The organism is Pseudomonas fluorescens (assembly GCF_902497745.1).
GTDB classification, from domain to species: Bacteria; Pseudomonadota; Gammaproteobacteria; order Pseudomonadales; family Pseudomonadaceae; genus Aquipseudomonas; species Aquipseudomonas fluorescens_BM.
Genome location: NZ_CABVHJ010000018.1, coordinates 94425 through 110751 on the forward strand (window position 1 = coordinate 94425; position 16327 = coordinate 110751).

Here is a 16327-nt window from a genome sequence, read left to right on the forward strand (position 1 = left end):
TGTGGGAGCGAGCTTGCTCGCGAAGGGGGCATAACAATCAGGCACAAATCATCGGATACAAAAAAGCCCCCGGACACATCAATGTCCGGGGGCTTTTTGTTTGTCAGCGAAGGCTGATTACTTCTTCAAACCATAATGCTCATCGAGCATGCCCGGTGAGTTCGGGGTCTTCGGTGCGTAGTCGCGCGGCGGCTCCTGATCGCGCGGTGGCGTCAGGCGTTCGCGTGGCGCGACTGCCGCGTCAGCGTGCAGGGCAGCGATCAGGCGTTGGCGGGTCTGCTCGTCCAGGGCCAGACGATTGGCGCCCTCGGCGAGATGATCCTGCACTTCCTGATAGCTCTGGGTGAGCTTCTTGACCAGCATCGCGGTGCTGTTGAAGTGGGTGACCACTTCATTTTGATAACTGTCGAAACGCTCCTGGATATCATCCAGTTGACGCTGCGTACGGCTCGGCGCGGCGTTCGGCGCAACGCGCGCGATCAGGAATCCAATGGCGACACCCACAACCAGGGCAAGAGTCGGTAACAACCAAACTAAGAGCGAGTGTTCCACGAGTCCTTCCTCTATAAACGGCTTTGCTTTACGTTAACGGCTCGAACCTGCGCTGTATACCGCGATTCACTCGCAATAGATTGGCACAGACAATTTGCTAGACGAGTCGACCCGATTCGAGGTCACGGAGTTCCTTCCTTGCTGATGCGTGAAACCCCTGTAGTGATTGCCGGCCCAGTTGGCCAAATCGAAGCTTTGTACCTCGACAACGAGCAGCCAATCGGCATCGCGCTGATCTGCCATCCGAACCCGGTGCAGGGCGGCACCATGCTCAACAAGGTCGTCTCGACCCTGCAGCGCACCGCGCGCGATGCGGGTCTGATCACCTTGCGCTTCAACTATCGCGGCGTCGGCGCCAGCGAAGGTTCGCACGACATGGGCACCGGCGAAGTCGACGACGCTCAGGCCGCCGCCGCATGGCTGCGCGAGAAACACCCGGATCTGCCGCTGACGCTGTTCGGTTTTTCCTTCGGCGGATTTGTTGCAGCAAGTCTCGGCGGCCGTCTTGAAGCGCAGGGCGAGCAGCTCAAGCACCTGTTCATGGTCGCCCCGGCAGTCATGCGTCTGAGCGAGCAGGATCAACTCCCGCAGCAGGGTGAACTCACGGTGATCCAGCCGGAAACCGACGAAGTCATCGATCCGCAACTGGTTTACGACTGGTCGGAAAAACTCCAGCGCCCCCATGAGCTGCTGAAAGTGGCAGAATGCGGACACTTTTTTCATGGCAAGCTGACCGATCTCAAGGATCTGATCCTGCCGCGTCTCTCGAATTGATTGCAGTCTGACAAGCGATTACCCATGACGAACCGTACCCGTATCCTCACCGGCATCACCACCACCGGCACGCCGCACCTGGGCAACTACGCCGGCGCCATCCGCCCGGCGATCCTCGCCAGCCGCGACAGCAATGCCGATTCGTTCTACTTCCTGGCCGACTACCACGCCCTGATCAAATGCGATGACCCGCTGCGCATCCAGCGCTCGCGTCTGGAAATCGCCGCGACCTGGCTGGCCGGTGGCCTCGATGTCGACCGCGTGACCTTCTACCGCCAGTCCGACATCCCGGAAATCCCTGAGCTGACCTGGCTGCTGACCTGCGTAGCCGCCAAGGGCCTGCTCAACCGTGCGCATGCCTACAAGGCTTCGGTGGACAAGAACGTCGAGACCGGTGAAGACCCGGATGCGGGCATCACCATGGGCCTCTACAGCTATCCGGTGCTGATGGCGGCGGACATCCTGATGTTCAACGCGCACAAAGTGCCGGTCGGTCGTGACCAGATCCAGCACGTGGAAATGGCCCGCGATATCGGCCAGCGCTTCAACCACCTGTTCGGTCAGGGCAAAGAATTTTTCACCATGCCCGAGGCGTTGATCGAAGAAAGCGTGGCGACGTTGCCGGGCCTCGACGGTCGCAAGATGTCGAAGAGCTACGACAACACCATCCCGCTGTTCTCCAGCGCCAAGGAAATGAAGGACGCGATCTCGCGGATCGTCACTGATTCCAAAGCGCCTGGCGAAGCCAAGGATCCGGACAACTCGCACCTGTTCACCCTGTTCCAGGCCTTCGCCACGCCGGCACAGGCTGACGAATTCCGTAGCGAATTGTTGGGCGGTCTGGGTTGGGGCGAGGCGAAGAACCGTCTCTTCCAGTTGCTCGACAACGATCTCGGCGAGGCTCGCGACAAGTATCACCAGTTGATCGAGCGTCCGGCGGATCTGGAAGACATCCTGCAGATCGGTGCGAAAAAGGCCCGTGCGGTGGCAACGCCGTTCCTCAACGAACTGCGTGAAGCCGTTGGCCTGCGTTCCTTCGTCAATCAGGTTCAGGTTGCCGCGACGACCAAGAAGAAAGCCGCGAAAGCCGCACGTTTCGTCAGCTTCCGTGAAGACGACGGCAGCTTCCGTTTCCGTCTGCTGGCGGCCGACGGCGAGCAACTGCTGTTGTCGCGCAACTTCGCCGACGGCAAAACTGCCGGGCAGGTGACCAAGCAACTGCAATCCGGCCAACCGCTGGATGTACGCAGCGAAGACCTGGGCTTCAGCGTGTGGCTGGAAGGCGAGTGCGTTGGCGACAGCCCGGCGTTCGCCGACGCGGCTGCGCGGGACGCGGCCATCGAGGCTCTGCGCGTTGCGCTGACCCCGGTTCAGGACTAATCGGCGGCACGGTCCGACCAAGGGCCGATTGCCATTCCCACGGGCCGTCGCTACAGTGACGGCCCGTTTTTGTTGCCTTGCTAACGAATTATGACGCCCCTAGAACGATACCAAGCTGATCTGAAACGCCCGGACTTCTTCCATGACGCCGCGCAGGAAACTGCTGTGCGTCATTTGCAGCGTCTGTATGAGGATCTGATCGCCGCCGATCAGAACAAGCCGGGTCTGTTGAGCAAGCTGTTCGGCAAAAAAGATCAGACGCCGGTCAAGGGCTTGTATTTCTGGGGCGGCGTAGGTCGCGGCAAAACTTACCTGGTCGACACCTTCTTTGAAGCGTTGCCGTTCAAGGAAAAGACCCGCACCCACTTCCACCGCTTCATGAAGCGTGTACACGAAGAAATGAAAACCCTCGGCGGCGAGAAAAACCCGCTGACCATCATCGCCAAGCGCTTCTCGACCGAGTCGCGGGTGATCTGCTTCGATGAATTCTTCGTCTCCGACATCACCGACGCGATGATCCTCGGCACGCTGATGGAAGAGCTGTTCAAGAATGGCGTGACCCTGGTCGCGACCTCGAACATCGTCCCGGATGGCTTGTACAAGGACGGTCTGCAACGTGCGCGCTTTCTGCCGGCCATCGCACTGATCAAGCAGAACACCGAGATCGTCAACGTCGACAGCGGCGTCGACTATCGACTGCGTCACCTCGAACAAGCGGAGCTGTTCCACTATCCGCTCGACGAAGCCGCTCACGAAAGCCTGCGCAAGAGCTTCAAGGCACTGACGCCGGAATGCACTGCCGCGGTCGAGAATGATGTGCTGATCATCGAAAACCGTGAAATCCGAGCTCTGCGCACGTGCGACGACGTGGCCTGGTTCGACTTCCGCGAACTGTGCGACGGCCCGCGTAGCCAGAACGACTACATCGAGCTCGGCAAGATCTTCCACGCCGTGCTGCTCAGCGGTGTCGAGCAGATGAGCGTCACCACCGACGACATCGCCCGCCGCTTCATCAACATGGTCGACGAGTTCTACGACCGCAACGTCAAGCTGATCATTTCCGCTGAAGTCGAGCTGAAGGATCTGTACACCGGCGGCCGTCTGAATTTCGAATTCCAGCGCACGCTGAGCCGTCTGCTGGAAATGCAATCGCACGAATTCCTGTCGCGGGCGCACAAGCCTTAAACAGATTCGGCAAATAAAAAGGGCCTGCAATTGCAGGCCCTTTTTGTATCTGAAATTCGCCTCGAACCCTGTGGGAGCGAGCTTGCTCGCGAAAGCGGTGTGTCAGCAATACAAACACTGGCTGACACTACGCCTTCGCGAGCAAGCTCGCTCCCACAGGAGTCCTTGTGTCGTTCAAAAGCTAAGCAGCCTGTTGAAACTGCTGCCGATACTGATTCGGCGACAATTCAGTGTGCTGACGGAACAACCGCGCAAAGAAGCTCGCATCGTCGTAACCGACCTCATAACTGATGGTCTTGATGCTCTTGCGGCTGCCGGACAGCAAGCCTTTCGCTGTTTCGATGCGTAGGCGTTGCAGGTAGTGCAACGGCTTGTCGCCGGTGGCGGTCTGGAAGCGCCGCATGAAATTACGGATGCTCATGCCGTGCTCGCGAGCGACGTCTTCGAAGCGGAACTTGTCGGCAAAGTGTTCTTCGAGCCAGTGCTGGATCTGCAGAATGATCACGTCCTGGTGCAGTTTCTGCCCACCGAAACCGATGCGTCCCGGCGAATAGCTGCGCTGTACTTCGTAGAGAATGTCACGGGCCACGGCTTGCGCGACGTTGGCCCCGCAGAAGCGCTCGATCAAATAGATGTAAAGGTCGCAGGCTGACGTGGTGCCGCCGGCGCAATACAAGTTGTCGGCATCGGTCAGATGCTTGTCCTGATTGAGATAGACCTTTGGAAAACGCTCGGCAAAGGCATTGAAGAAACGCCAGTAGGTGGTCGCTTCCTTGCCGTTGAGCAGGCCAGCCTCGGCCAGCCAGAACACCCCGGTGGCTTCGCCGCACAACACGGCGCCGCGTGAGTGCTGTTCGCGCAGCCATGGCAGGACTTGTGGATAACGGCTGCACAGCGTATCGAAATCGTCCCAGAACGCCGGGAGGATAATGACATCGGCGTTTTCCAGGCCACCATCGACCGGCATCACGACGTCACTGAAGCTGTTCACCGGGTTGCCGTCGGGGCTGACCAGGCGTGTTTCGAATGCCGGTGTCAGGCCGTGGCCCAGTTGTTTGCCATAACGCAGGCTGGCCAGATGGAAGAAATCCTTGGCTTGCATGAGAGTGGAAGCGAAAACCCGGTCGATTGCCAGGATGCTGACGCGCCGCAAGGGCGTGGAGACGTGCTTGGACATAATTCAACTTTTGTTTTGTTTTTATAAGGGAAAGTGGTCACCAGACGGCTGGATCGTCTTATTTTTTGTCGGATGTGTCCAGTGTCCTGTGTCAGAGGGGAGGCTTAGTCTCTGAAGGTCATCTCCCTCCAACAAGAAAGAAAGGTGCCGCATGATCCCCAGAACCTTGTTTAGCTCCGAGCACGAATTGTTTCGCGACAGCGTACGAACCTTCCTCGAAAAAGAGGCGGTGCCGTTCCATGCGCAATGGGAGAAGCAAGGCCACATCGACCGCAAACTCTGGAACAAGGCAGGGGAGGCGGGGATGCTCTGCTCGCACCTGCCGGAAGAGTACGGCGGGTTGGGGGCGGACTTTCTTTACAGTGCCGTGGTGATCGAGGAGGTCGGTCGACTGGGTTTGACCGGTATCGGTTTCTCGCTGCATTCGGACATTGTTGCGCCGTACATCCTGCATTACGGCAGCGAGGCGCTGAAGCACAAATACCTGCCGAAACTGGTTTCGGGCGAGATGGTCACGGCCATCGCCATGACCGAGCCGGGCGCCGGTTCCGATCTGCAAGGCGTGAAGACCACCGCCGTGCTGGACGGTGACGAATATGTGATCAACGGCTCGAAAACCTTCATTACCAACGGTTTTCTCGCGGACCTGGTGATCGTCGTCGCCAAGACCGATCCAAAGGCCGGGGCCAAGGGCACCAGTCTGTTTCTGGTCGAAGCGAATACGCCGGGCTTCGACAAGGGCAAGCGCCTGGAGAAGGTCGGCATGAAGGCGCAGGACACCTCCGAGTTGTTCTTTCAGGATGTGCGCGTACCCAAGGAAAACCTGCTGGGGCAGGCCGGGGCAGGGTTTGCTTATCTGATGCAGGAGTTGCCGCAAGAGCGTCTGACCGTGGCGATCGGCGGTTTGGCCTCAGCCGAAGCGGCGTTGCAGTGGACTCTGGATTACACCCGTGATCGCAAAGCCTTTGGCAAGGCGATTGCCGACTTCCAGAACACCCGCTTCAAACTGGCAGAGATGGCGACGGAGATCCAGATCGGTCGAGTGTTCGTCGATAAATGTCTGGAGATGCATCTGCAAGGCAAGCTGGATGTGCCAACAGCGGCGATGGCCAAGTACTGGGGCACTGACCTGCAATGCAAGGTGCTCGACGAGTGCGTGCAGTTGCATGGCGGCTACGGTTTCATGTGGGAATACCCGGTGGCCCGGGCGTGGGCGGATGCACGGGTGCAGCGGATTTATGCCGGTACCAATGAAATCATGAAGGAGATTATTGCGCGGTCGCTTTGACTTTTTGCAGTGAGTTGACTGGCCTCTTCGCGAGCAAGCTCGCTCCCACAGGTACGGTGATCCTCTGTGGGAGCGAGCTTGCTCGCGAAGACGGCTTATCTATCGGTCACGGCGCAGGATTCGGATGATCCTTGTGAATCGCCTCAATCCCTTCCAGCACTTCATCCGACAGCTTCAGATCAAAACTGGCAATGTTGCTGTCCAGTTGCTCAAGCGTCGTCGCCCCAATGATGTTGCTGGTGACGAACGGTTGCTGCGTCACGAAGGCCAAGGCCATCTGCGCCGGATCCAGACCGTGTTCACGGGCCAGCGCCACATAACGGCTGCAAGCTGCTTCCGACTGCGCATTGAAATAGCGGCTGAAGCGGCTATAGAGGCTCAGGCGGCCTTTTGGCGGACGGGCGCCACCTTCGTATTTGCCTGAGAGGAAACCGAACGCCAGCGGCGAATAGGCGAGCAGCCCGCATTGTTCGCGGATGGCGATTTCCGCAAGGCCGACTTCAAAACTGCGGTTGAGCAGGTTGTACGGGTTCTGGATCGACACCGCACGCGGCCAGCCACGGGCTTCGGCCAGCGCCAGAAAACGCATGGTGCCCCACGGGGTTTCGTTGGACAGGCCGATGTGGCGGATCTTGCCGGCCTTCACCTGTTCGTCGAGCGCTTCGAGGGTATCTTCCAGCGGCGTCAGATTCGCTTCGATCTTGTGCTTGTAGCCCAGCTGTCCGAAAAAGTTGGTGCTGCGCTCCGGCCAGTGCAGTTGATACAGATCGATGTAATCGGTCTGCAGACGCTCGAGGCTGGCATCCACCGCTGCGGTGATGTGCTGGCGGTTGTGGCGCAGGTTTTTGTCGCGGATGTAGTCGATGGTGTTGCCGGGGCCGGCGATCTTGCTGGCGAGGATCCAGTCGGCGCGGTCGCCGCGACTTTTGAAGTAATTGCCGATGTAGCGCTCGGTGGTAGCGTAGGTTTCGGCTTTTGGCGGCACCGGGTACATCTCGGCGGTGTCGATGAAATTGATCCCGGCTTCCTTGGCCCGTTCGATCTGGGCGAAGGCTTCAGCTTCAGTGTTTTGCTCGCCCCAGGTCATGGTGCCGAGGCAGATTGCACTCACGTTCAGGTCGGTACGGCCTAGCTGGCGATAGTCCATCGGGTGCTCCTTGGGCAAAACAATCATAAAAGCAGGTTGAAATATTTTTCGCAATCTGCATAATTGCCGACCTCTTTCTGCAGTGGAAGTGATGCGCCGCCGCCGAAGAATCTTGCCGTTGAACGGACGCGCCGACCCGAGCCCCCGAAAGCGTCTGTATCCGGCTGCCTTTGACTTGTCAAAGTACGCACTATTCAGTAAGATCCGCCGTCTAATTTACAGGGCGGCCCCTGAGGCTATAAAGAATGAAAACTTTTACTGCTAAACCGGAAACAGTAAAGCGCGACTGGTTTGTCGTCGACGCTGCTGGTCAGACCCTGGGTCGTCTGGCCACCGAAATCGCGAGCCGTCTGCGTGGCAAGCACAAGCCTGAGTACACTCCTCACGTTGACACCGGCGACTACATCGTCGTAATCAACGCTGAGCAGATTCGTGTTACCGGTGCTAAAACCACTGACAAAATGTACTACTCCCACTCCGGTTTCCCGGGCGGCATCAAGTCGATCAACTTTGAAAAGCTGATCGCTAAAGCCCCTGAGCGCGTGATCGAGACCGCGGTTAAAGGCATGCTGCCTAAAAACCCACTGGGTCGCGACATGTACCGTAAGCTGAAAGTCTATGCGGGCGCTGCACACCCACATACTGCTCAGCAGCCCCAAGAACTGAAGTTTTAACGGAATAGTACATTATGTCGGCGACTCAAAATTACGGCACTGGCCGTCGCAAGACCGCAACCGCACGCGTTTTCCTGCGTCCGGGTACTGGTAACATCTCCATCAACAACCGTTCGCTGGAAAACTTCTTCGGCCGTGAAACTGCCCGCATGGTAGTTCGCCAGCCGCTGGAGCTGACTGAGACTGTCGAGAAGTTCGACATCTACGTCACCGTGATCGGCGGTGGTGTAAGTGGTCAGGCTGGCGCAATCCGCCACGGCATCACTCGCGCTCTGATGGACTACGACGAAACCCTGCGTGGCGCTCTGCGCAAAGCTGGCTTCGTTACTCGCGACGCCCGTGAAGTTGAACGTAAGAAAGTTGGTCTGCGTAAAGCGCGTAAGCGTCCGCAGTACTCGAAGCGTTAATTCCGCTTCCGCGTTCAAAAAGAACGCCCGCCTCCTCACGGAAGCGGGCGTTTTTTTATGCCTGTGATTTATCAAAGAATTGCGCTGCGACAACTTGCCACTTCCGTAGACCCCCTATACTGCAAGGCTTGAGGGTGAGAGCTCGGGGTAATTCCCTTGTCAGAATTGGGGCTTTTCATTACCATCTCGGCAAAATTTTTATAAGTAACATTGATTTATTTAGTAGACGCCTGATTTAACAGGCCACAAAAGCTGATGGGAGAGGACTGAATGAGCAATGACGGCGTGAATGCAGGCCGGCGTCGCTTCTTGGTAGCAGCCACATCCGTGGTGGGTGCTGCAGGAGCGGTGGGGGCTGCGGTCCCGTTCGTGGGGTCATGGTTTCCCAGTGCCAAGGCGAAAGCCGCCGGTGCACCGGTGAAAGTGAATGTCAGCAAAATCGAGCCAGGACAGCAGATGATTGCTGAGTGGCGCGGCCAGCCGGTCTTCATTGTCCGCCGTACCGAGGAAATCCTGGGGAATCTCAAGAAGATCGAGGGCCAGCTCTCCGATCCGACCTCCAAAAACTCCACGCAACCCACCTATGTCGATCCTGAAGTGCGCTCGATCAAGCCGGAAATTCTGCTGCTGATCGGGATCTGCACACACCTGGGTTGCTCACCGACTTTCCGTCCCGAAGTGGCACCTGCGGATCTGGGCAAAGACTGGGTCGGTGGCTATTTCTGCCCTTGCCACGGTTCCCACTACGATCTGGCTGGCCGCGTCTACAAGTCGCAACCTGCGCCTTTGAACCTGCCAGTTCCCCCGCATTCCTATGAGACCGATGACCTGATTGTCATTGGCGTCGATACGGAGAAAGCGTGATGAGCAAGTTCATGGATTGGGTTGATGCGCGCTTTCCTGCGACCAAAATGTGGGAAGACCATCTCAGCAAGTATTACGCTCCAAAAAACTTCAACTTCTTCTATTTCTTCGGTTCCTTGGCGCTGCTGGTGCTGGTGAATCAGATCGTTACCGGTGTCTGGCTGACGATGAGCTACACGCCGTCGGCAGAAGAAGCCTTCGCTTCCGTTGAATACATCATGCGCGACGTCGAGTACGGCTCGATCCTGCGTCTGCTGCACTCGACCGGCGCTTCGGCGTTTTTCATCGTGGTTTATCTGCACATGTTCCGTGGTCTGCTCTACGGTTCGTACCAGAAACCGCGCGAGCTGGTCTGGGTCTTCGGCATGCTGATTTACCTGGCGCTGATGGCCGAAGCCTTCATGGGTTATCTGCTGCCTTGGGGTCAGATGTCCTACTGGGGTGCCCAAGTGATCATCTCGCTGTTCGGTGCGATTCCGGTCATCGGAAACGACCTGACGCAGTGGATTCGTGGCGACTACCTGATCTCCGGGATCACCCTGAACCGCTTCTTCGCCTTGCACGTTGTCGCGCTGCCGATCGTGATTCTCGGTCTGGTGGTACTGCACATTCTGGCGCTGCACGAAGTCGGTTCGAACAACCCCGACGGCGTTGACATCAAGAAGCACAAAGACGAAAACGGCATCCCGCTGGACGGCATTGCCTTCCACCCGTACTACACCGTGAAGGACATTGTCGGTGTTGTGGTGTTCCTGTTTATCTTCTGCTTCATTGTGTTCTTCTTCCCTGAAATGGGCGGCTACTTCCTCGAAAAACCAAACTTCGAGCAAGCTAACCCGTTCAAGACGCCAGAGCATATTGCGCCGGTCTGGTACTTCACACCGTTCTACGCAATTTTGCGTGCGATCCCGGACAAGCTCATGGGCGTTATCGCCATGGGGGCGGCAATTGCGGTGCTGTTCGTGCTGCCGTGGCTGGATCGAAGCCCGGTGAAGTCGATGCGCTACAAAGGCTGGCTGAGCAAAATCTGGCTGCTGGTGTTCTGCATTTCGTTCGTGATTCTCGGCATTCTTGGTGTGCTTGCACCGACGCCGGAGCGAACCTTGCTGTCGCAGGTCTGCACCTTCCTGTACTTCGCCTACTTCATTCTGATGCCGTTCTACACCCGGCTCGAGAAGACCAAACCGGTTCCGGAAAGGGTGACTGGCTGATGAAAAAGTTATTTTTTGCTCTGATTTTCGCTGCTCTGCCTGTGCTGTCTTTCGCTGCTGAACATGGTGGTCCGGAACTGGAAAAAGTCGACATCGACGTTTCCGACAAGGCCGCCCTGCAGGACGGTGCACGTACCTTTGCCAACTATTGCATGGGTTGCCACAGTGCCAAGTTTCAGCGTTACGAGCGGGTTGCCGATGATCTCGGTGTTCCGCACGAACTGATGCTGGAAAAACTGGTGTTCACCGGCGCCAAGATCGGCGATCACATGAACATCGGCATGCAACCGGCGGACGCCAAGACCTGGTTCGGCGCAGCGCCGCCGGATCTGACCCTGGTAGCTCGCGTGCGTGGCACCGACTGGCTCTACGGATACCTGAAGTCGTTCTACGAAGATCCGGCACGTCCATGGGGCGTGAACAACAAGGTCTTCCCGAACGTCGGCATGCCTAACGTGCTGGTCGGCCTGCAAGGTCGTCAGGTCGTGGGTTGCAAGCAGGTGCAGATCGTCGAGGATGGCAAGAAGCAATATGATCCGCTGACCGGTACGCCTCTGACCCATGAAGCGTGCGATCAACTGACCATCGTGCCGAAATCCGGTGCTCTGAACGAAGAGCAGTTCGATGAGAAGGTCAAGAATCTGGTAACCTTCCTGGCTTACTCGGCTAACCCGGTTAAGCTGCAACATCAGCGCATCGGTACTTATGTCTTGCTGTACCTGGCGTTCTTCTTTGTGTTCGCCTACCTGCTCAAGCGTGAATACTGGAAAGACGTGCACTGATACGCTTCAAGCATTGCTGTTAATCGCGCGCGCCCAAGGGCGCCTCCGATAACGTAACGTCTGGTCAGCCAGAGGTTGCGGGAGGCGCCCTCTGGGCGCGCGCGTTTTTCCGGTTCCGATAATTTCAACAAGCGAGGAGGATCGCCATGGGCGTGACCAATCGGTTGGCCTGTTACTCCGACCCCGCCGACCACTATTCCCACCGAGTGCGCATTGTGCTTGCAGAGAAGGGTGTCAGCGCCGAGATCATTTATGTGGAAGCTGGTCGCCAGCCGCCTAAACTGATTGAGGTAAACCCTTACGGCAGTCTGCCGACGCTGGTCGATCGTGACCTGGCGTTGTGGGAGTCGACCGTGGTGATGGAATATCTGGATGAGCGTTACCCGCACCCGCCGTTGATGCCGGTTTACCCGGTGGCGCGTGCCAACAGCCGCCTGCTGATTCATCGTATTCAGCGCGACTGGTGTGGTCTGGTGGATCTGATTCTGGATCCCAAGTCCAAGGAGGCTGCGCGTGTCGTGGCGCGCAAGGAATTGCGTGAAAGCCTGACGGGCGTGTCGCCGCTGTTTGCCGACAAGCCGTTTTTCCTCAGTGAGGAACAAAGTCTGGTGGATTGCTGCCTATTGCCAATACTCTGGCGTTTGCCGATTCTGGGTATTGAACTGCCGCGGCCAGCCAAGCCGCTGCTTGATTATATGGAGCGCTCGTTTGCGCGTGAGGCTTTCCAGGCGAGTCTGTCTGGTGTCGAACGCGATATGCGCTAAGGCTTAAGGAGCCGCTATGAACTCCAGTCGACCTTATCTGGTCCGCGCGCTCTACGAGTGGATTGTTGATAACGATTGCACCCCGCACATGCTGGTCAACTCTGAATACCCGGCGGTGCAGGTGCCGCAGGGTTTCGCCAGTGACGGGCAGATTGTCCTGAATATCTCGCCGAGTGCCGTGCGTCATCTGCACATGGACAACGACGTAGTGACCTTTGAAGGTCGCTTCGGTGGTGTTCCGCACAGCTTGTACGTGCCGATCAGCGCGATCCTGGGGATCTACGCCCGGGAGAACGGTCAGGGTATGGTGTTCGATCTCGAGTCGCCGATGGATGACGAAGAAGAGATCGAGTCGGATGACGACTTGCCGCCACCGGACAGCGAGCCGCCGCGCCCTAGCGGCCGGCCTAGTTTGAAAGTGGTGAAGTAATAAAAAAGGCGATCCGGATGGATCGCCTTTTTTGTGTGCGTTGCAAAATTGTAGGAGCTGCCGAAGGCTGCGATCTTTTGATCCTGGTCTTTTAAAAGCAAGATCAAAGGATCGCAGCCTTCGGCAGCTCCTACAGAGATCGTGTATCAGTCGATGTACTCGAACAGCTTGACGATTTTCTGCACGCCGGAAACGCCCTGAACCAGATTGGTTGCCTGAGTGGCTTCCTGTTTGGTCAGCAGGCCCAGCAGGTAGACGATACCGTTCTCGGTCACGACCTTGATGCGTGAGCCTGGGATGCTGGCGTCAGTGAGCATCTGGGTCTTGATCTTGGAGGTCAGCCAGGTGTCGTTCTGGCGCGCCAGGAAACCGGACGGCGGTATGACTTGCAGTTCGTTATGAACGGTTTTTACCCGTTGGACCGCCGCTGCTGCCTGTTCGGCTTTGGCTTTCAGGTCTGCACGAGGTGTCTGGCCGGCCAGCAGTACGACACCGTTGAAACTGGTCACGACGATGTGCGAATCGTTGTCCAGGGCCGGGTCGGCTTTGGCCACGTTCACGCCCACTTTGGTTTCGATCAGCGAGTCGTCGATCTTGCTGCCGAAGGTGCGGGTGCCACGATCGTCGTCGATCGGCGCCTCACGGCTGGCGTTTACCACCGAGGTGCAGCCGCTGATGCCGAGGCACAGGGTCAAGGCCAGAAGGCCAAGGCGATTAGGGGTCATTCTTCACTCCCGAACAGTTGGCTGTCGATCAGATCGCAAAGGCAATGGATCGCCAGCAAGTGGACTTCTTGAATACGTGCGGTGACGTTGGCCGGTACGCGAATCTCGACGTCCTCGGGCAGCAGCAGCGACGCCATGCCACCGCCATCGCGTCCGGTCATAGCTACGACAATCATTTCGCGATCATGTGCGGCCTGGATCGCTTGAATAATGTTCGCCGAGTTGCCGCTGGTCGAAATCGCCAGCAGGACATCGCCTGGCTGACCCAATGCGCGGATCTGTTTGGAGAACACTTCGTTGTAGCTGTAATCGTTGGCGATCGAAGTGATCGTCGAGGTGTCGGTGGTCAGGGCGATAGCTGGCAGGCTCGGGCGCTCGCGCTCGAAGCGGTTGAGCAGCTCCGAAGAGAAGTGCTGGGCATCTCCGGCCGAGCCGCCATTGCCGCACGAAAGCATTTTGCCTTCGTTGAGCAGGGCATTGACCATGATCTGGCTGGCTTGCTCGATGTGCGGTGCAAGTACGTCCATCGCCTGTTGCTTGGTGTCGATACTGGCCTGGAAAAGCTGGCGAATTCGGGATTGCATGTCCATCTGTGTGACCTTAAGTAGCGCGGCTATCCGGCACATGAATGTGCAGCCCGCAAAGCAAAGAGCAAAATTTGTCGGTGGGATTGTCCGGGTCGCAACGCCGACGATCAACTGTCGAAAGCATTCTGCAACCAGTTCAGCTGATCCGGGTGGCTGTCGATGGCCACCACGTCGAAGCGGCAAGGGGAATTGGCCCAACGCGACTCGCGCTGAAGAAAATACTGCGCAGCGAAAATCAGTTTCTGCTGCTTGCGCTCATCGATGCTAGCGAGTGCGCCACCCCATTGAGTGTTTTTTCTGTAGCGAACTTCAACGAATACTACTGTATCGCCATCAAGCATGACCAGATCAAGCTCGCCGCGTTTGCACAACCAGTTCTGCGCCAGCAGGCGCAGACCGTGTTGTTGCAGATGCTCGAGCGCTTGGCGCTCGGCATCTTTACCGCTTTGCGAGCGTGACCTGTCAGGCATCAGCGCGGGGTGTCCGGCAGGCGCTGAACCTGACCGCTGACGAACTGCGCCCAAGGCAATTGACGCACGACGCGTTGGGTCTGGGTCATGCCGAGGCTGCCCGACTCACCGTCGATGCGGCTGTCTGGCAGCGCTTTGAGCTGGCCCAGGCGCGGTGCCAGACGATAGGCATCCACGCCCATTGCGTACAGGCGGCCGAGGCTGCCGGCGGCTTGTGGCCACTGCGCAACCACTTGCTGGCGCAGTGGGTCGCTGGTGTCTAGCAGCCACGGAGTTTCGCAGAAGCGAATGCCGTTCATGTCGTTGTACTGGTTGACGTCGCCGCTGGCGCTGTAAACGTGCGAGGTTGCGTAAACCGGAACGTCACCGGCGTACTGGAAGTTCAGGGTCGGCTTGATCTGCTGCGCCTGTTGCGGCGTGGCGGCGAGAAAGATGAACTCGATGTCCTGACGACGCGACGGCTGCGCGGCTACGTTGGTGCCTGCGGCATTCTGCAGGCTCTTGGCCCGAGCTTCGCTTTGACGCAGCTGGAACATGTCGGCGATCTGCTGGGCCAGTTGCACCGGCTGATCAACACGTTCGGTGGCGACGATGCTGCCGCCGTTCGCTTGCCAATCCTGGCTGAACGCTCGCAGTACGCGGTCGCCCCATTCGCCTTTCGGTACCATGATCGCGGCGCGGTGCAGGCCATCGGCGCGGGCACGACGCGAGACTTCGCGGGCTTCGTCTTCAGCGGCCAGACCGAACTGGAACAGTTGCGCCGGGCCTTGATCACCTTCGCTGTAGTTCAGCGCCAGGGTGGTGATCGGCAGTTGTGGGCGGGTGCTCAGTTGTTTGACCAGTGGTTTTTCCAGCGGACCGACGACCAGTTGCACGCCATCAGCCTGAGCCTTGCGGTAGAACTCGTCCATCGAAGTCAGCTTGGAACTGTCGTAGAACTCGATAGCTGGCAGTTTCTGCCCGGCCTGTTGAGCCTGGTAGTGCGCAGCCATGAAGCCTTCGCGCAGTGCTTTACCGACCGCTGCCAATTGGCCGTCCTGTGGCAGCAGCAGGGCGATCTTGCTCAGTGGCTGGCTGGCCAGTTCCTTGAGTTTGGTCAGTGGCAACGGCAGGTTGATCGCCGCCGGGTGCTTTGGATTCTGCGCACGCCAGGTGTCGATCGCGGCTTGCTGCTGTTCCAGAGTGCCAGCGGATTTTACCGCCATGGCCAGGCCCATCCAGCCGCCGAGATCGTCGGTGGTGTTCGGTTGCAGTTGATCGGTTGGCAGCGAGCCAATCAGGGTCCAGATCGCTTCGTGGTTCTTGCTCGCGGCTTCGCCTTGCAGCATCGGCGCGATAAACACGCGCTCGCGGGCGGCAGCCAAAGTCTGGCCATCGGCTTCAAGGGCGCGGGCATGCACGGTGCCGGTGCGCACTTGCTGCTCTTCAGGCATTTCGCCCAGGTGCTGCAGGCTTGGATGGCTCAGGGCAGTCAACGCAGCTTTCGGCTGATTGCGGGTCATGGCCAGTTCAGCATTCAGCGTGCTGGCAAAAATCTGCTGGCCGGGCTTGAGTTGCTCCATCGGCACTTGTTGCAGGATTTGCGCGGACTGTCCGGCATTGCCCTGGCGATAAGCCAGGTCCGCAGCGCTGAGGCGCAGCAGGGCGGCTTTTTCCGGGGTTTTCGCTTGGCCAGCCTGTTCGAGCAGTTGCTCGATGCTGGCATCCGGGGTCCGTGGAAGTTCGCCAAGGCTGGAGGAAGGGGAGCTGGCGCAAGCCGCCAACAGGGCAGCGAGGCAGAGGGCAGTGAACAGCCGCAGGCAAGCGATCATGTAAGTGTTCCTGATACTCGATCAAATTAGCGTGGAATTGTACCCAAGCACTGGCCGGGGCGCGATGTTACTGGCGTGAATCGGACAATTTAGCTGGAG

Annotated in this window: 18 protein-coding genes; 11 read left to right on the forward strand and 7 right to left on the reverse strand. The window is 58.2% G+C overall.

Going from position 1 to position 16327, the window contains the following annotated elements; all coding sequences use genetic code 11:
* Positions 1-117: 117 nt before the first annotated feature.
* Positions 118-552 (reverse strand): YhcB family protein, encoded by a 435-nt coding sequence (locus tag F8N44_RS24020; protein ID WP_007917055.1) that lies wholly within the window; start codon positions 550-552, stop codon positions 118-120.
* Positions 553-696: 144 nt separating this feature from the next.
* Here F8N44_RS24020 and F8N44_RS24025 point away from each other — a divergent pair, with 144 nt between their 5' ends.
* The 3 genes from F8N44_RS24025 (at position 697) to zapE (ending at position 3891) form a co-directional block, all read left to right on the forward strand.
* Entirely contained in the window at positions 697-1326 is a 630-nt protein-coding gene (locus F8N44_RS24025) for an alpha/beta hydrolase (RefSeq protein ID WP_150652064.1), read from the forward strand.
* A 24-nt stretch (positions 1327-1350) separates the two neighbouring features.
* Positions 1351-2706 carry a tryptophan--tRNA ligase gene (locus F8N44_RS24030; protein ID WP_150652044.1) on the forward strand — a complete coding sequence of 452 codons (1356 nt, stop codon included), beginning with the start codon at positions 1351-1353 and terminating at the stop codon, positions 2704-2706.
* 90 nt (positions 2707-2796) lie between these two features.
* Positions 2797-3891, forward strand: a complete 1095-nt coding sequence (zapE, locus tag F8N44_RS24035) for a cell division protein ZapE (RefSeq protein ID WP_150652045.1) — start codon at positions 2797-2799, stop codon at positions 3889-3891.
* Positions 3892-4072: 181 nt separating this feature from the next.
* Here zapE and F8N44_RS24040 read toward each other — a convergent pair whose 3' ends face one another.
* Entirely contained in the window at positions 4073-4969 is an 897-nt protein-coding gene (locus F8N44_RS24040) for a GlxA family transcriptional regulator (RefSeq protein WP_191630945.1), read from the reverse strand.
* A 250-nt stretch (positions 4970-5219) separates the two neighbouring features.
* Here F8N44_RS24040 and F8N44_RS24045 point away from each other — a divergent pair, with 250 nt between their 5' ends.
* Positions 5220-6356 (forward strand): acyl-CoA dehydrogenase family protein, encoded by a 1137-nt coding sequence (locus tag F8N44_RS24045; RefSeq protein ID WP_150652047.1) that lies wholly within the window; start codon positions 5220-5222, stop codon positions 6354-6356.
* A 106-nt stretch (positions 6357-6462) separates the two neighbouring features.
* Here F8N44_RS24045 and F8N44_RS24050 read toward each other — a convergent pair whose 3' ends face one another.
* Positions 6463-7503 (reverse strand): NADP(H)-dependent aldo-keto reductase, encoded by a 1041-nt coding sequence (locus F8N44_RS24050; RefSeq protein WP_008080271.1) that lies wholly within the window; start codon positions 7501-7503, stop codon positions 6463-6465.
* 245 nt (positions 7504-7748) lie between these two features.
* Between F8N44_RS24050 and rplM the strand changes: the two genes are divergently transcribed.
* From rplM to F8N44_RS24085, 7 genes are all read left to right on the forward strand, one after another.
* Entirely contained in the window at positions 7749-8177 is a 429-nt protein-coding gene (gene rplM, locus F8N44_RS24055) for a 50S ribosomal protein L13 (protein ID WP_007917032.1), read from the forward strand.
* Between the two features lie 14 nt (positions 8178-8191).
* The gene (gene rpsI, locus F8N44_RS24060) at positions 8192-8584 is read left to right on the forward strand and encodes a 30S ribosomal protein S9 (RefSeq protein ID WP_008080273.1); all 393 of its coding nucleotides are present in this window, start codon (positions 8192-8194) and stop codon (positions 8582-8584) included.
* Between the two features lie 270 nt (positions 8585-8854).
* Complete coding sequence (gene petA, locus F8N44_RS24065; protein ID WP_007917031.1) at positions 8855-9448, forward strand: ubiquinol-cytochrome c reductase iron-sulfur subunit; 594 nt, start codon at positions 8855-8857, stop codon at positions 9446-9448.
* Entirely contained in the window at positions 9448-10659 is a 1212-nt protein-coding gene (locus tag F8N44_RS24070) for a cytochrome b (RefSeq protein WP_077574482.1), read from the forward strand. The genes petA and F8N44_RS24070 overlap by 1 nt, the downstream gene beginning before the upstream one ends.
* Positions 10659-11441, forward strand: a complete 783-nt coding sequence (locus F8N44_RS24075; RefSeq protein WP_038361065.1) for a cytochrome c1 — start codon at positions 10659-10661, stop codon at positions 11439-11441. Before F8N44_RS24070 ends, F8N44_RS24075 begins: the two co-directional genes overlap by 1 nt.
* A gap of 146 nt (positions 11442-11587) precedes the next feature.
* The gene (locus F8N44_RS24080; RefSeq protein ID WP_007917025.1) at positions 11588-12205 is read left to right on the forward strand and encodes a glutathione S-transferase N-terminal domain-containing protein; all 618 of its coding nucleotides are present in this window, start codon (positions 11588-11590) and stop codon (positions 12203-12205) included.
* Between the two features lie 16 nt (positions 12206-12221).
* Entirely contained in the window at positions 12222-12635 is a 414-nt protein-coding gene (locus F8N44_RS24085) for a ClpXP protease specificity-enhancing factor (protein ID WP_007917024.1), read from the forward strand.
* Positions 12636-12781: 146 nt separating this feature from the next.
* Here F8N44_RS24085 and F8N44_RS24090 read toward each other — a convergent pair whose 3' ends face one another.
* The 4 genes from F8N44_RS24090 to F8N44_RS24105 all read right to left on the reverse strand — a co-directional run bounded on the left by F8N44_RS24090 (position 12782) and on the right by F8N44_RS24105 (position 16228).
* A complete protein-coding gene (locus F8N44_RS24090; protein ID WP_007917023.1) occupies positions 12782-13360 on the reverse strand; it encodes a BON domain-containing protein in 579 nt (192 codons plus the stop codon).
* Positions 13357-13950 carry a phosphoheptose isomerase gene (locus F8N44_RS24095; protein ID WP_007917022.1) on the reverse strand — a complete coding sequence of 198 codons (594 nt, stop codon included), beginning with the start codon at positions 13948-13950 and terminating at the stop codon, positions 13357-13359. Before F8N44_RS24095 ends, F8N44_RS24090 begins: the two co-directional genes overlap by 4 nt.
* A gap of 104 nt (positions 13951-14054) precedes the next feature.
* The gene (locus F8N44_RS24100; protein WP_150652048.1) at positions 14055-14417 is read right to left on the reverse strand and encodes a YraN family protein; all 363 of its coding nucleotides are present in this window, start codon (positions 14415-14417) and stop codon (positions 14055-14057) included.
* Positions 14417-16228 carry a penicillin-binding protein activator gene (locus tag F8N44_RS24105; RefSeq protein WP_150652049.1) on the reverse strand — a complete coding sequence of 604 codons (1812 nt, stop codon included), beginning with the start codon at positions 16226-16228 and terminating at the stop codon, positions 14417-14419. The genes F8N44_RS24100 and F8N44_RS24105 overlap by 1 nt, the downstream gene beginning before the upstream one ends.
* Between the last annotated feature and the right edge of the window lie 99 nt (positions 16229-16327).

Bases quoted from the DNA above. Each gene is read 5' to 3' on its own strand.
- F8N44_RS24025 (WP_150652064.1), top strand. From the start codon at position 697: ATGCGTGAAACCCCTGTAGTGATTGCCGGCCCAGTTGGCCAAATCGAA.
- F8N44_RS24030 (WP_150652044.1), top strand. From the start codon at position 1,351: ATGACGAACCGTACCCGTATCCTCACCGGCATCACCACCACCGGCACG.
- zapE (WP_150652045.1), top strand. From the start codon at position 2,797: ATGACGCCCCTAGAACGATACCAAGCTGATCTGAAACGCCCGGACTTC.
- F8N44_RS24045 (WP_150652047.1), top strand. From the start codon at position 5,220: ATGATCCCCAGAACCTTGTTTAGCTCCGAGCACGAATTGTTTCGCGAC.
- F8N44_RS24050 (WP_008080271.1), bottom strand. From the start codon at position 7,503: ATGGACTATCGCCAGCTAGGCCGTACCGACCTGAACGTGAGTGCAATC.
- rplM (WP_007917032.1), top strand. From the start codon at position 7,749: ATGAAAACTTTTACTGCTAAACCGGAAACAGTAAAGCGCGACTGGTTT.
- rpsI (WP_008080273.1), top strand. From the start codon at position 8,192: ATGTCGGCGACTCAAAATTACGGCACTGGCCGTCGCAAGACCGCAACC.
- petA (WP_007917031.1), top strand. From the start codon at position 8,855: ATGAGCAATGACGGCGTGAATGCAGGCCGGCGTCGCTTCTTGGTAGCA.
- F8N44_RS24070 (WP_077574482.1), top strand. From the start codon at position 9,448: ATGAGCAAGTTCATGGATTGGGTTGATGCGCGCTTTCCTGCGACCAAA.
- F8N44_RS24075 (WP_038361065.1), top strand. From the start codon at position 10,659: ATGAAAAAGTTATTTTTTGCTCTGATTTTCGCTGCTCTGCCTGTGCTG.
- F8N44_RS24080 (WP_007917025.1), top strand. From the start codon at position 11,588: ATGGGCGTGACCAATCGGTTGGCCTGTTACTCCGACCCCGCCGACCAC.
- F8N44_RS24085 (WP_007917024.1), top strand. From the start codon at position 12,222: ATGAACTCCAGTCGACCTTATCTGGTCCGCGCGCTCTACGAGTGGATT.
- F8N44_RS24090 (WP_007917023.1), bottom strand. From the start codon at position 13,360: ATGACCCCTAATCGCCTTGGCCTTCTGGCCTTGACCCTGTGCCTCGGC.
- F8N44_RS24095 (WP_007917022.1), bottom strand. From the start codon at position 13,950: ATGGACATGCAATCCCGAATTCGCCAGCTTTTCCAGGCCAGTATCGAC.
- F8N44_RS24100 (WP_150652048.1), bottom strand. From the start codon at position 14,417: ATGCCTGACAGGTCACGCTCGCAAAGCGGTAAAGATGCCGAGCGCCAA.
- F8N44_RS24105 (WP_150652049.1), bottom strand. From the start codon at position 16,228: ATGATCGCTTGCCTGCGGCTGTTCACTGCCCTCTGCCTCGCTGCCCTG.